Origin of the sequence: Streptomyces sp. NPDC002573 (genome assembly GCF_042889625.1) — a bacterium.
Lineage (GTDB): Bacteria > Actinomycetota > Actinomycetes > Streptomycetales > Streptomycetaceae > Streptomyces > Streptomyces gibsoniae.
Genome location: NZ_JBIARC010000015.1, coordinates 143,388 through 156,736, shown reverse-complemented (window position 1 = coordinate 156,736; position 13,349 = coordinate 143,388). Strand labels below are relative to the sequence as shown.

Here is a 13,349-nt window from a genome sequence, read left to right as displayed (position 1 = left end):
GCACGGGCGGCACATGGACGATCAACCCAGCCACCGCATAGACCGAGGGGCCACCCGGCCCACGGCCGGGCAGCCCCTCAGCAAGATCTTCATGACTCTTCTAGTGCCGCGACCGGAAAGGTTCACCGGCTCGCGACGCCCGGCACGGCACCTCGCCGCGTTGTCGCATCGCCCGAGTACATCCAGTACGCGGGCGATGCTCCGCCTTTGCGATGCTCCCCCACTGCCGAAAAGGCGTGGGGGCACCCCCAGCACCGGACGCCGCGAGCTGTCCGGCAGACCTTCCCGGCCACAGCACTGGCCCGGATCGGCGTGCCCGCGGACATCGTCCGGACTTTTCGATGACCATCACGAATCAGCACTCCGGAAGGCCCCCCATGCTCCCTGAGACCCCCTCGACCCCAGTGGTTCCCGACCCCCTGGACGCGGACCCCGCCCGCCTGCTGGCCAGACTGATCTCCGTCGACTCGGTGAACCCGGACCTCGTTCCCGGCGGGGCGGGCGAGTCCCGCATCGCCGACTTCTGCGGCGCATGGCTGGGCGCCCGCGGCTTCGAGGTCCACCGCCTGGAGAAGCGCCCCGGCCGGCCCTCGCTCGTCGCGATCGCCCGCGGCACCGGTGGCGGCCGGTCCCTCATGCTCAACGGCCATCTCGACACGGTCAGCCTCGCGGACTACGACGGCGATCCGCTCGACCCACAGATCCGCGACGGCAGGATGTACGGCCGCGGCACCTTCGACATGAAGGGCGGTATCGCGGCCATGATGGTCGCAGCCGCCCGCGCCACCGCCCGCACATCCCTGCGCGGCGATGTCATCCTCGCCTGTGTCGCCGACGAGGAACACGGAAGCGCGGGCACCGAGGAAGTGCTGGAGCGCTTCACGGCCGACGCGGCGATCGTCACCGAGCCGAGCCACCTCGAAGTCACCCTCGCCCACAAGGGCTTCGCCTGGTTCGACGTGGAGATCGAAGGGCGTGCGGCGCACGGCTCGCGCCCCGAACTCGGTATCGACGCCATCACCAGAGCGGGACACTTCCTCGTCGCCCTGGAGGCACTGGGACAGCGCCTCGCGCAGGGCCCGGCACACACCCGCCTGGGCACCGGCACCGTACACGCCTCCCTCATCCACGGCGGCGAGGAACCCTCCACCTACCCGGCGCACTGCCGTATCACCCTGGAGCGTCGCACCGTTCCCGGCGAGAGCGCGGACAGTGTCGAGCGGGAGCTGATCCTCGTACTCGACCGTCTTGCCGAGGCTCTTCCCGACTTCCGGTACCGGCTGACCCGGGGCCTGCACCGCGCCCCCTTCGAAGCCGACCCGGAGGCACTCGTCGTCCGCACGCTCACCCGCCATGCCGAGCAGGTCCTCGGCCACCCGCCCACGGTGCGCGCCGAGCCCTTCTGGACCGACTGCGCCCTCCTGGACCGCGCCGGCATCCCGTGTCTGCTCTTCGGCGTCGACGGCGCGGGCGCGCATGCGGCGACCGAGTATGTCGACCTCGGCTCCCTGGACCGCCTCACCGACATTCTCACCGCCACCGTCGCCGACTTCTGTTCCTGAACCCGCGGACGGTACGGATCCGTGGTTCCGGATGCGATCAGTGCAGGGGCGGGGTGCGATGGACGTGTGCCGCACGACGGACACCGGGAAGCGCTCATGCCCGAACTGCCGGATGTCGAAGGATTCCGCGAGGTGCTCATGACCTGCGGCCGGCGCCGGTGCGTCACGGACGTCGAGGTGCGGGACGCCGGGGCTCTGCGGGGTGTCACCGTGCGACGGCTGCGAAGGGAACTGAAGGGCAGGCGTCTCGGGAAGGCTTGGCGCCACGGGAAGTGGTTGTTCGTGCCGACGGACGGCGGCCCCACCCTGGTCTGCCATTTCGGCATGACAGGAGCACTGCTGTGCTGCGCCCCGGATGACCCGATCGCCCCGCACGACCGCATCGTGCTGACACTCGACCACACTCGTCATCTGCGCTACCGCGATCAACGCAAGCTGCAGGGTGTGCGGTTGGCCGACGACACCGAGCTCGCACGCATCACCGACCGGCTGGGCCCCGACGCCTCGACCGTGAGCGGACCGGAGTTCCGGGAACTGCTGTCGGGGCGTCGAGGCGCCGTGAAGAGCGCCCTGATGGACCAGTCCGTGATCGCGGGCCTCGGAAATCTCCTGTGCGACGAGATCCTCTGGCGGGCGCACGTCCACCCGCGGACTCCGGCGCGGAATCTGAGCAAGACGGCGCTGCGGCGCATCCATACGAGGATGGGCCGTGTCCTGGAGACGTCGGTGCGTGCCGGGTGCGTGCCGCCGCGACGCTCTTGGCTCACCGGGCACCGTGACGACAGCGACCCGGAGTGTCCGCGGTGCCATGGGTTGCTCCGCTCCAGCCGGGTGGCCGGACGCCGCACGGTCTGGTGCCCCGAGTGCCAGACCTGAACGACCGCCGTCCCCGTTCCGCAGGTGCCGTACGGGCGGGCGATCGTGCTGTCAGCGGGTTCTGAAGGGATGTGCCCGCTCGGCGTTGATGCTCAGCCCCAGTCCGGGTGCGGCGTCATGGCCTGGGCGCAGGGCACCCCCGTGAGGATCCAGGGCGCCGTCGAAGAGGAGGCGTTCGATGCGGACATGGTCGTGGAACCACTCCAGGTGCCGCAGGTTCGGCACCGAGGCCGCCGCGTGGCCGTGGGCGTGCGGGGCGCAGTGTCCGGAGATCTGCAGGCCGTGGCTCAGCGCCAGCGCGGCGACGCGCAGCCAGACGGTGATGCCACCGCAGCGGGTGGCGTCGGCCTGGAGACAGTCGACGGCGTCCGCGGCGAGCATCGACCGGAAGTAGGGCAGCGTGTAGCCGTACTCCCCGGCCGTGACGTCCGCCATGATCCGGCTGCGGATCGCGGCGAGGGAACCGAGACGGTCCGAGGAGACGGGCTCCTCGAACCAGGTGACGCCCTCGTCGTCGAACGCGGCGGCCATGCGCAGGGCCTGCTTGGCGCCGTAGCCGCCGTTGGCGTCCACGTACAACTCGGCCGCCTCGCCGATGCTCGCGCGGGCCTGGGCCACGCGTCGGCGGTCCCGTGCCTCGCACCGGCCCCAGGACTCACCTACCTTGATCTTGACTCGTGGGATGCCCTCCTCCTCGACCCAGCCGCGCAGTTGCCGGTCCTGCCGCTCGTCGTCGTAGGTGGTGAAGCCACCGCTGCCGTAGACGGGCACGTCGTCACGGGCGGCGCCCAGGAGCCGGGCCAGGGGGAGGCCGAGCAGGCGTGCCTTGGCGTCCCACAGGGCGATGTCGACGGCGGAGATCGCCTGGGCCGCGACACCGGGCAGGCCGGCGTTGCGTACGGCGCGTTGCATGGCCTCGTTCATGCGCGGGACGTCGAGGGCGGCGGTGCCGGTGACCACGTCGGCGAGCAGATCGTCGATGACACGAGCGGCCGCCGCCGGGGCGTACGTGTAGCCGATCCCGGTGACGTCCCCGCTGCGGACGGTGACCAGGACGAGCGTGGTGCTGTCCCAGGTGAGAGTGCCGTCCGCCTCGGGGGCGTCCGTGGGCACGGTGTAGACGGCGCTGTCCACCCGTTCCACGACCTGCTCATCGGTCATCGCTGTCCCACGTGGTGGCGGTGCGGCAGGAACTCCTGGACCTTGGCCTTGAAGCCCTGGCGGACCATGGCCGCGCGGTCGCTGTCGCCCTTGAGGACGGAGGCCGCGGCGGCCTCGATCTGGTCGAGGGTGGCGTGCGGCGGGATGGGCGGTACGGCGGGATCGGTCACGAAGTCGAGCACGCACGGCCGGTCGGCGGCGAGCGCGGTCCGCCAGGCGCCCGCCACGTCGTCCGGCTTCTCGATGCGCATGCCGGTCAGACCGAGCGAGCGGGCGAAGTCGGCGTAGGCGACATCGGGGATGGACTGCGACGGCAGGAACTGCGGGGCTCCTTCCATGGCCCGCATCTCCCAGGTGACCTGGTTCAGGTCATGGTTGTTGAAGACGGCGACGATCAGGCGCGGGTCCTCCCAGTCCTGCCAGTACTTGGCCACCGTGATCAGCTCGGCCATGCCGTTCATCTGCATCGCGCCGTCGCCCACCAGCGCGACGGCCGGCCGGTCGCCGTGGGCGAACTTGGCGCCGATGGCGTAGGGGACACCCGGTCCCATGGTGGCGAGGGTGCCCGACAGCGAGCCGCGCATGGCGCCGCGCAGCTTCAGATGACGGGCGTACCAGTTGGCCGCCGATCCGGAGTCCGAGCTCAGCACCACGTTCTCCGGCAGTACGCCGTTCAGCGCGTGGGCGACGTGCTCGGGGTTGATCGGGTCGGCGGTGACGGCGGCCCGCCGTTCCATGACCTTCCACCAGCGTGCGACGTCGTCCTCGATCTTCTTGCGCCAGGTGGGATTCTCCGCCTGCTTCAGCAGTGGCAGCAGCCGGCGCAGGGTCCGGGTGGCGTCGCCGACGAGGTTGACCTCGAAGGGATAGCGCAGGCCGACCATGTGCGGATCGATGTCGATCTGCACGGCCCGCGCCTTGCCGAACTCCGGCAGGAACTGCGTGTAGGGGAAGGACGAGCCGATGACGAGCAGGGTGTCGCAGTCACGCATCATCTCGTACGACGGCCGGGTGCCCAACAGGCCGATCGCGCCCGTCACATAGGGCAGGTCGTCGTCCAGGGCGTCCTTGCCCAGCAGGGCCTTCGCGACACCGGCGCCGAGCCGGTCGGCGACCGCCGTCACCTCCGCCCGCGCCGCCCGCGCACCCTGGCCGATCAATATGGCGGTCTTCCCGCCGGCGTTGAGCACGTCGGCTGCCCGTTGCAGGTCGTCGTCGTCCGGGACGGGCGTGTAGTGCGGCAGACCGAGGCTGGAGGGCACCATCTTGAAGGCGTGCTCGGGCGGTGAGTAGTCGAGTTCCTGTACGTCGGCGGGGACGATCACTGCCGTCACCGAGCGCCGCGCGACGGCGGTGCGCAGGGCCCGGTCGAGCACGTTCGGCAGTTGCTCGGGGACGGTGACCATCTCACAGAAGTCCGAGGCGACGTCCTTGTACAGACTGACGAGATCGACTTCCTGCTGGTACGAGCCGCCCATGGCGCTGCGGTTGGTCTGCCCCACGATCGCGACCACGGGAACATGGTCGAGCTTGGCGTCGTACAGGCCGTTGAGGAGATGGATGGCGCCGGGCCCGGAGGTGGCCGCGCAGACGCCGACACGGCCGGAGAACTTGGCGTAGCCGACGGCCTCGAAGGCGGACATCTCCTCGTGGCGCGACTGGATGAACCGGGGCTTGTTCTCCGCCCGGCCCCACGCCGCGAGCAGACCGTTGATGCCGTCTCCGGGGTAGGCGAAGACGTACTCCACATCCCACTCGCGCAGTCGCTGGAGAATGTAGTCGGATACCTTCGTCGACATGTTCTGATCCTTTCCGCACGTGGCGTGCGACTACGGGTGGCGTGAATGCCGCAGGGCCCTCCGGCCCACCACTGCCGCCGCCGTTGCCGCGAGAGCGGTGGCGGCCCAGCGGGCCGTACGGGAGGGTGGTTCCGGCCGTCGGGCCAGACGTTCGGGCCGGTCGCTCGGCAGGGGGCCCTTCATGCCGAGGGCGAGGGCTTCGGCCAGGTGCAGGGCGCGCCGTCCGGTGCCGCCCTGTTCGATCTGGGTACGGCAGCTGAACCCGTCGGCCAGCACCAGGGAGTCGGGGGCGGCACCGCGGACGGACGGCAGGACGCCGAGCTCTCCGACCGCCAACGACACCTCGTGGTGGCCGCGTTCGAAGCCGAAGTTGCCGGCCAGTCCGCAGCACCCCTCGTCGAGGACGTCGGCGTCCAGGTGGGCGCGGCGCATGAGTTCGCGGTCGGCCTCGGACTTCAGCACCGCGTGCTGGTGGCAGTGGGTCTGCACGGTCGCCTGCCGGGCCAGCTGCGGCGGCCGCCAGTCCTCGGGGGCATGGTGGACGAGCTGCTCCGCGAACGTGCGCACCTGCCCGGACAGCCGTCGTACGTCCTCGTCGTCCGGAAGCAACTCGGGTGCGTCGGAGCGGAAGACGGCCGTGCAGGAGGGTTCCAGGCCGATGATGGGCGTGCCCGCGTCCAGGTACGGACGCAGGACACCGAGAGTGCGCCGCAACACCCTCTTGGCGACGACCAGTTGTCCGGTGGAGATCCAGGTCAGGCCGCAGCACACGGGTGTGGTGGGTACGGCGACGCGGAATCCCGCGTCCTCCAGGACCCGTACGGCCGAGAGCGCCACCGACGGATGGAAGAAGTTGTTGAAGGTGTCCGGCCAGACGACCACGGTCGCCGGATCCGACGGGTCCGGCTGCTCGGCGCCTCGTCCGCGCCACCACTGCACGAAGGACGTCCCGGCGAACACGGGCGGCCGGCGTGCGGTGTCCACCCCGGCCATCCATTGCCCGGCCCGGCCGAGCAGGGGAGTGTGCAGTGCGCCGTTCACCAAGGACGGCGCACGGCTTGCCAGTTGGGCCCACACCGGCAGCCATCCCATCGAGTAGTGCGCGGCGGGGCGCAGCCGCCCGGCGTAGTGGTGGGCGAGGAACTCCGCCTTGTACGTGGCCATGTCCACGCCCGTCGGACAGTCCGACTTGCAGCCCTTGCAGGCCAGGCACAGATCGAGGGCGTCGCGGACCTCCGCCGAGCGCCAGCCGTCGGTGACCGCCGAGTCGGGGTGTCCGTCGAGCATCTCGAACAGCAGCCGGGCACGACCGCGGGTGGAGTGCTCCTCCTCCTGGGTGGCCCGGTAGGAGGGACACATCACCCCGCCCTCGTGGGTACGGCAGTTGCCGATGCCCACGCAGCGCAGCACCGCCCGCGTGAAGGAGCGGTCGTCCTCGGGATAGCCGAAGTGGGTGTCGTGGGTGGCCGGCCGCCAGGCGGCCCCCAGCCGCAGCTGGCCGTCGACCGGATTGGGGTTCACGGCCTTGCCCGGGTTCATCCGATTACCCGGATCGAACAGGGCTTTGAGCTCGCCGAAGGCGGCCACCAGCCGTTCACCGAACATCCGGGTCAGCAGTTCGCCCCGGGCCTGGCCGTCGCCGTGCTCGCCGGACAGCGAGCCGTCGTAGGAGGCGACGAGGTCGGCGGCGCGTTCCAGGAAGCGGCGGAAGTCCGCGACCCCCTGCGCCGTGGTCATCCCGAACGGGATCCGTGTGTGCACGCACCCCTGCCCGAAGTGGCCGTAGAGGGAGGGATGGTCGTAGTCGAACTCCTCGAACAGCCGCTTCAGATCGCGGAGATAGTCACCGAGGCGCTCGGGCGGGACGGCGGAGTCCTCCCAGCCCTCCCAGGTCTCCCGGTCGTCCGGCGGGCGAGCGGTCACCCCGAGCCCCGCCTCCCGGGCCCGCAGCATCTTCTCCTCGCGGGCGGGGTTGTCGGAGAAGGCGACCGAGGCGTCCCGCTCGGCCCGGCCGAGCGCCTTGAGCAGTGCGTGCGCCCGCTCGTCGACGTCCTCCTGGCTGTCACCGGAGAACTGCACGAGCAGCCAGCTGTCGCCCTCGGGCAGGGCGCTCAGCGAGTCGAGATAGGCGTGCTCCTCGCGCATCAGCTCCGCCATCCGCCCGTCCAGCGCCTCCAGCTGGCTGGGGGAGCAGTGCTCCAGCACACGGGGCACGTCGTCGGCGGCACGGCAGATGTCGTCGTAGCCGAGGACAAGCAGCGACTGGTTGCGCGGCACGGGGACGAGCTCGAGTTCGGCCCGCAGCACGGTGACGAGGGTGCCCTCGCTGCCGACCAGGGCTCTGGCGACGTCGAAGCCGTTCTCCGGGAGCAGCGAGTCGAGGTTGTAGCCGGACACCCGGCGCGGGATCTTGGGATAGCCCCGCCGGATGTCCGCCAGGTAGGTGGAGGCTATGCGGTCCAGACCGTCGTAGATCTCGGCCTGCCGGCCGCCCTCGGCCGCGATGCGGGCCCGCTCCGCCGTGGAGGTGGGGCCCACCCACATGCGCAGACCGTCGTAGGTGAGCACCTCCAGGCGCCGCACGTTGTCCACGGTCTTGCCGTACGCCTGCGCCGACGCCCCGCACGAGTTGTTGCCGATCATGCCGCCCAGTGCGCAGTGGCTGTGGGTGGAGGGCTTCGGACCGAACTGCAGACGATGGTCCGACAACCGCCGGTTGAGTTCGTCCAGGACGATGCCCGGCTCCACCACACAGGTACGAGCGTCGGGATCGACGGCGACCAGGGCATGACAGTACTTGGTCCAGTCGATCACCACGGCCGCGTTCGTCGTCTGACCGGCGAGGCTCGTGCCTCCTCCGCGCGACAGCACGGGCGCGTCGAAACGGGCACACACCTCCACCGCGCGGGCACCTGCCTCGACGGTGCGGGGTACGACCACACCGAGAGGGACCTGCCGGTAGTTGGACCCGTCGGTGGAGTAGGCGCCCCTGCTGCCGGAGTCGAAGCGGACCTCGGCGTCGGTTTCCGTGCGCAGCGCCCTGACCAGGGCGTCGAGGGGCTCTCCGCGGACGGGTTTGCTCATGGTCGGCCTCCGGGCTGGTGCGGGCCTTTGTCCGGTACGGGCCACCGGGTACCCCTTCATCGCCGAGGCATTGGTCCCGAACGGACCCCGTCATTCGGCCGGACGGGTGAAATCGACCTGCTTGGCCATGACGATGCGGGCGCCCATGTTGCGCTCCATCATTTCCAGCGCGGCCGCCTCCAGCCGGGGATGAATAGAGGCGACGGCGTCCCTCGGCACCATGACCTCCAGGTGCCGGATGTGGGCGTCCAGGGCCGAGTAGAGGACGCACTGCTCGGTGACCTGGCCGCACAGCACCACCGTGCCGATCCCCAGCTGCCACAGCAGATAGGACATCGGTGTCTCGTAGAAGATCGAATGGCGTGCCTTCACCACGAAGAGCGAGTCCTCGTCGGGCTTGATCGGCTCGATCAGCTCGGCGTGCGGGCGCGCCAGCGCGGCCTCCACGAGTTCTCCGTGGTGGGAACGCCACAACCCGAAGTTGTCGTTCGCGTAGATCACCGGGACGCTCGCCGCGCGGGCCCGGCCGATCAGCTCCGCCACGACGGGCACCACCCGGCCGGCGGAGGGCACGAGCAGCTCGGCGTCCTCGTGATCGTAGGTGTTGATCATGTCGATCACGATGAGCGCGCAGCCCCCCTGCTCGCCGGGCATGTGCACCCCGTCCACCACCTTGGGCGTCAGTCGCGCAGGCGCGGCATGACCTTGGTGCGGTAGAAGTCGAAGAAGCCCTGCTGGTCCTTGCCGATCTGGTTGACGTAGACGGCGTCGAATCCCGCGTCGACGAACGCGGCCGGCGCCTCGACGTGCGCGTCCGGATCGTCGCCGCACGGTACGGACGCCGCCACCCGCTCCTCGGTGACCAGCTCGGACGCCTGCTCGAAGTGGCGCGGGGTCGGCAGGATCTGCGGGAGCTCCCCGGGCAGCTGCTCGTTGGCCCACAGGCGGTGCGCGGTGCGGACCGCCTCCTGCCGGTCCGTGCCCCAGCACACCTTGAGCCCGCCGTACACGGGCTTCGTGCCGCCGCCACCGCGCCGGAACCGCTCGACCATGGCGGCGTCGGGCATCATCGTGATCAGCCCGTCGCCGGTGCCCACTCTCAGCCGGAACCTGCCGCCCGGCAGCGCCGCACCGGTGGCGGCCGCCTGGGCGATCACGGCGGGGCGCGTACGCACGAGCGGGCAGGTCACCGCCGTTTCGACGGGCAGCGAGACGGCCTGGGACAAGGCCCCGATCACCGTCCACACGAACGGGCTCCGGCCCTGGCGGTCGTTCCAGGGGTGGTGATGGTCCGTGATCCACAGGGAGCTGAAACCGGCCTGCTCGGCCATCCGGGCCTGCTCGACGAGCTCTGCCGGGCTGTGCTCCTCGCATGACAGAACGTATCCGAACTCAGCCATTGCCTCTCCTGCCGGGCCGCGTCTCTGGCGTGGGACCGCACCCCGAGTACCCCTGGGGAACCAGGATGTGCATGGTGTTGTCGGGGAGGTGGTTGGGTTTGTGCGCGGCGCGGGCAGGGGGGTGACCGCGTGGAGGGGCGTCGCCGCCTCGGCCGGCTCTTCCCCGTTGTCACGCAGGCGGGGCGACCGAGCGCGGCCCGAACTCGTCGCCGCGCGTGCGGAGTTGCCCGCCGCCAGAGACGACTTGGTAAGCCGCACCCGGCAGGCGCGAGCCTTCCCGAGGTCAGTCCCTTGACCCCTGATGTGGCCTCCGCGATGCTGAGTTGCGATACACGAGATGCGTATCGCATTAGGCAACATCTCGTCCCTCTGTCAGCCGAGGAGTGGCCATGTCCCAGCAGGTCCGTGCTGTCGTCGCGAGGAGCAAGGGCGCCCCTGTCGGTCTGGAGACGATCGTCGTGCCCGACCCCGGTCCGGGTGAGGCGTTGGTCAAGGTCGAGGCCTGCGGCGTCTGCCACACCGATCTGCACTATCGCGAGGGCGGCATCAGCGACGACTTCCCGTTCCTGCTGGGGCACGAGGCGGCGGGGGTGGTCGAGGCGGTCGGTGACGGGGTCACCGACGTGGCACCCGGTGACTTCGTGATCCTGAACTGGCGTGCCGTGTGCGGCCAGTGCCGGGCCTGTCTGCGAGGGCGGCCCTGGTACTGCTTCAACACCCACAACGCCCGGCAGAAGATGACGTCGGCCGACGGCACGGAGCTCTCGCCCGCTCTGGGGATCGGCGCCTTCGCGGAGAAGACGCTCGTGGCGGCCGGGCAGTGCACCAAGGTGGACCGGGCCGCGTCGGCGGCCGCCGCCGGACTGCTGGGCTGCGGTGTGATGGCGGGCATCGGCGCGGCCATCAACACCGGCAACGTCGGTCGCGGTGACACCGTCGCCGTGATCGGCTGCGGCGGCGTGGGGGACGCGGCGATCGTCGGGGCGAAGCTCGCGGGCGCGGCGAAGATCATCGCCGTGGACATCGACGACCGGAAACTCACCACGGCCCAGAGGGTGGGTGCGACGCACACGGTCAACTCCCGGGAGGCCGACGCGGTCGACGCGGTGCGGGAGCTGACCGGAGGGTTCGGCGCCGATGTGGTCATCGAGGCGGTGGGTCGTCCGGAGACGTACCGGCAGGCCTTCTATGCACGCGATCTCGCCGGGACCGTGGTGCTGGTCGGCGTACCGACCCCGGAAATGCAGCTGGAGTTGCCGCTGCTCGACGTCTTCGGCCGGGGCGGGGCGCTGAAGTCGTCCTGGTACGGCGACTGTCTGCCCTCCCGGGACTTCCCGATGCTCATCGACCTCTATCTGCAGGGCCGGCTCGACCTGGACGCCTTCGTCACCGAGACCATCGCCCTGGACGAGGTGGAGAAGGCCTTCGAGCGCATGCACCACGGCGACGTTCTTCGGTCGGTGGTGGTCTTCTGATGGCAGGCGCCCGCATCGACCGGCTCGTCACATCAGGCGCGTTCGCGCCGGACGGCCGCACCGCCGAGGCGCCGAACCTCCAGGAGGGGATCGACCGCGGTCTCTGACCGCGCGCCGTTGACGAGGCGGCCCTGGCCGGCGAACGGCCCCGCAAGGGGGCACCGGGCAGGGCCGTCGTCGCTTCTGTGAGGCTCCAGTTCCCCTTGTTCACCTGCGCTTTCGAGGTCGCTTCGACGTGTCCGGAAAACCGCCGTCGGACCTCGGGCACCCCGGCTTGTGGATGCCTTGACAAGGGTTCAGAACGGCCTCCAGACTGACGTTGCGCTAACCGCAATCCGTTTCGTTATACGCACCGAGGTGTCATGATGATTCCCGCGTGCCGTCTTGCGGATCTGCCGCGAGGCGAGGCCCATCGGCTCGACATCGACCCGCCCGTGTCGGTGTTCCACACCGACGACGGCGAGCTCTTCGCCATCGACGACACCTGCACCCACCAGGACGCCTCGCTCGCCGACGGCTGGCTGGAGGGCTGCGAGGTCGAATGCCCCTTGCACGCCTCCAAGTTCGACCTCAGGACCGGAGCCGTGGACGCGCCCCCGGCCAAGCTCCCGGTGCGCACCCACCAGGTCGTCGTCGAGGGCGGCACGGTCTACGTCCGGCTGTCCACCGAGGCTCCCAACCTGCCGCCGTGCATCGCCGCCCGCCTGGCCGGAGGCGCGGCGTGAGGACCGTGGCCGTGGTGGGCGCATCACTGGCCGGCCTGTCGGCCGCGCGCTCGCTGCGGCGGCGGGGGTACGACGGCCGGCTGGTCGTCATCGGCGACGAGCCCCATCGCCCGTACGACAGACCGCCGTTGTCCAAGGAGTTCCTGGCCGGTGCCATCGGCGAGGCGGAATTGGCGCTGGAGCGGGACGACGAGGACCTCCAGGCGGAGTGGGTGCTCGGTGCCCGCGCCACCGGACTCGACCGCACCGAGCGAGCGGTCCGGCTCGCCGACGGCAGGGAGATACGCGCCGACGGTGTGGTCGTCGCGACCGGAGCCGCCGCCCGCACTCTGCCCGGCACCGAGGGTCTCGCCGGGGTCTATGTGCTACGCACCCTCGACGACGCACGCGCTCTGCGGGGCGACCTCGCCCGGGGTGGACGGCTGGTGGTGATCGGCGGCGGGTTCGTCGGCGCCGAGGTCGCCTCCACGGCGTACGCCCTCGGCCTCGACGTGACCGTGGTCGAGGCGGCGCCGACCCCGCTGGCCGGACCGCTCGGCGAGGCCATGGGCCGGGTTGTCGCCGCCCTTCACGCCGACCATGGTGTACCGCTGTTGTGCGGGGTGGGGGTCAAGGGGCTGAGCGGGGAACGCCGGGTCGATTCCGTACTGCTGGAGGACGGGCGCGGCGTTCCCGCCGACACGGTCGTCGTCGGTGTCGGTGCGCGTCCCTGCGTCGAGTGGCTCCAGGGGTCCGGTATCGCGCTCGACAACGGTGTGAAGTGCGGCGCCGACGGGCGCACCAGCGTGGCCGGGGTGGTCGCCGTGGGCGACTGCGCCAATTGGTACGACCCGCGCACCGGGACCCACCGCCGGGTCGAGCACTGGACCGGCGCGCTGGAACGGCCGGACGCCGCCGTCGCCGCGCTGCTCGCGGACGGTGCGACGGAGCCGGGCGTGCCCCGGCCTCCGTACTTCTGGTCCGATCAGTACGGCGTGAAGATCCAGTTCGTTGGTCATGCCGCCGGGGCCGACAGTGTGACCGTCGAGGAGGGCGCGACCGACGACCGCAGCTTCCTCGCCGTCTATCGGCGGGGGGGCCGGCCGGTCGCCGTGCTCGGGATGAACCAGCCGCGGCTGTTCACCCGCCGGCGCAAGGAGTTCACCGCCACGACATCTTGACACCGTGTCGGCGAGCTCTCATGCTGCGTTGCACATGAGGCGCAGGGTTGCTTTATATGCAACGACTGCGTGAAGTCGCCCTTCCCGGCACGTGACTGAACCTTCCA

The 13,349-nt window shown here is 70.6% G+C and carries 10 protein-coding genes; 5 read left to right on the top strand and 5 right to left on the bottom strand.

The window, feature by feature from the left end; translation table 11 throughout:
- Positions 1–377: 377 nt before the first annotated feature.
- Positions 378–1,562: an ArgE/DapE family deacylase gene (locus ACFYX0_RS17210; protein ID WP_388971059.1), complete on the top strand. Its 1,185-nt coding sequence runs from the start codon at positions 378–380 to the stop codon at positions 1,560–1,562.
- A 96-nt stretch (positions 1,563–1,658) separates the two neighbouring features.
- A complete protein-coding gene (locus ACFYX0_RS17205; protein ID WP_388971057.1) occupies positions 1,659–2,438 on the top strand; it encodes an Fpg/Nei family DNA glycosylase in 780 nt (259 codons plus the stop codon).
- Between the two features lie 51 nt (positions 2,439–2,489).
- On the opposite strand, the gene ACFYX0_RS17200 is transcribed toward ACFYX0_RS17205, so the two are convergent.
- From ACFYX0_RS17200 to ACFYX0_RS17180, 5 genes are all read right to left on the bottom strand, one after another.
- Positions 2,490–3,599: an enolase C-terminal domain-like protein gene (locus ACFYX0_RS17200; protein ID WP_388971055.1), complete on the bottom strand. Its 1,110-nt coding sequence runs from the start codon at positions 3,597–3,599 to the stop codon at positions 2,490–2,492.
- Positions 3,596–5,398 carry a thiamine pyrophosphate-requiring protein gene (locus tag ACFYX0_RS17195; RefSeq protein WP_388971053.1) on the bottom strand — a complete coding sequence of 601 codons (1,803 nt, stop codon included), beginning with the start codon at positions 5,396–5,398 and terminating at the stop codon, positions 3,596–3,598. Before ACFYX0_RS17195 ends, ACFYX0_RS17200 begins: the two co-directional genes overlap by 4 nt.
- Before the next feature lie 30 nt (positions 5,399–5,428).
- Positions 5,429–8,482, bottom strand: coding sequence for an FAD-binding and (Fe-S)-binding domain-containing protein (locus tag ACFYX0_RS17190; RefSeq protein ID WP_388971052.1), 3,054 nt, complete (start codon positions 8,480–8,482; stop codon positions 5,429–5,431).
- A 90-nt stretch (positions 8,483–8,572) separates the two neighbouring features.
- A complete protein-coding gene (locus ACFYX0_RS17185; protein WP_388971050.1) occupies positions 8,573–9,136 on the bottom strand; it encodes a cysteine hydrolase family protein in 564 nt (187 codons plus the stop codon).
- 26 nt (positions 9,137–9,162) lie between these two features.
- On the bottom strand, positions 9,163–9,882 hold the full coding sequence (locus tag ACFYX0_RS17180) for an LLM class flavin-dependent oxidoreductase (protein WP_388971048.1): 720 nt from the start codon (positions 9,880–9,882) through the stop codon (positions 9,163–9,165).
- Between the two features lie 389 nt (positions 9,883–10,271).
- Here ACFYX0_RS17180 and ACFYX0_RS17175 point away from each other — a divergent pair, with 389 nt between their 5' ends.
- The 3 genes from ACFYX0_RS17175 to ACFYX0_RS17165 all read left to right on the top strand — a co-directional run bounded on the left by ACFYX0_RS17175 (position 10,272) and on the right by ACFYX0_RS17165 (position 13,242).
- Complete coding sequence (locus ACFYX0_RS17175) at positions 10,272–11,357, top strand: S-(hydroxymethyl)mycothiol dehydrogenase (protein WP_388971046.1); 1,086 nt, start codon at positions 10,272–10,274, stop codon at positions 11,355–11,357.
- A 362-nt stretch (positions 11,358–11,719) separates the two neighbouring features.
- Entirely contained in the window at positions 11,720–12,082 is a 363-nt protein-coding gene (locus tag ACFYX0_RS17170; RefSeq protein WP_355920652.1) for a bifunctional 3-phenylpropionate/cinnamic acid dioxygenase ferredoxin subunit, read from the top strand.
- The gene (locus ACFYX0_RS17165) at positions 12,079–13,242 is read left to right on the top strand and encodes an NAD(P)/FAD-dependent oxidoreductase (RefSeq protein ID WP_388971044.1); all 1,164 of its coding nucleotides are present in this window, start codon (positions 12,079–12,081) and stop codon (positions 13,240–13,242) included. Before ACFYX0_RS17170 ends, ACFYX0_RS17165 begins: the two co-directional genes overlap by 4 nt.
- Positions 13,243–13,349 lie beyond the last annotated feature (107 nt).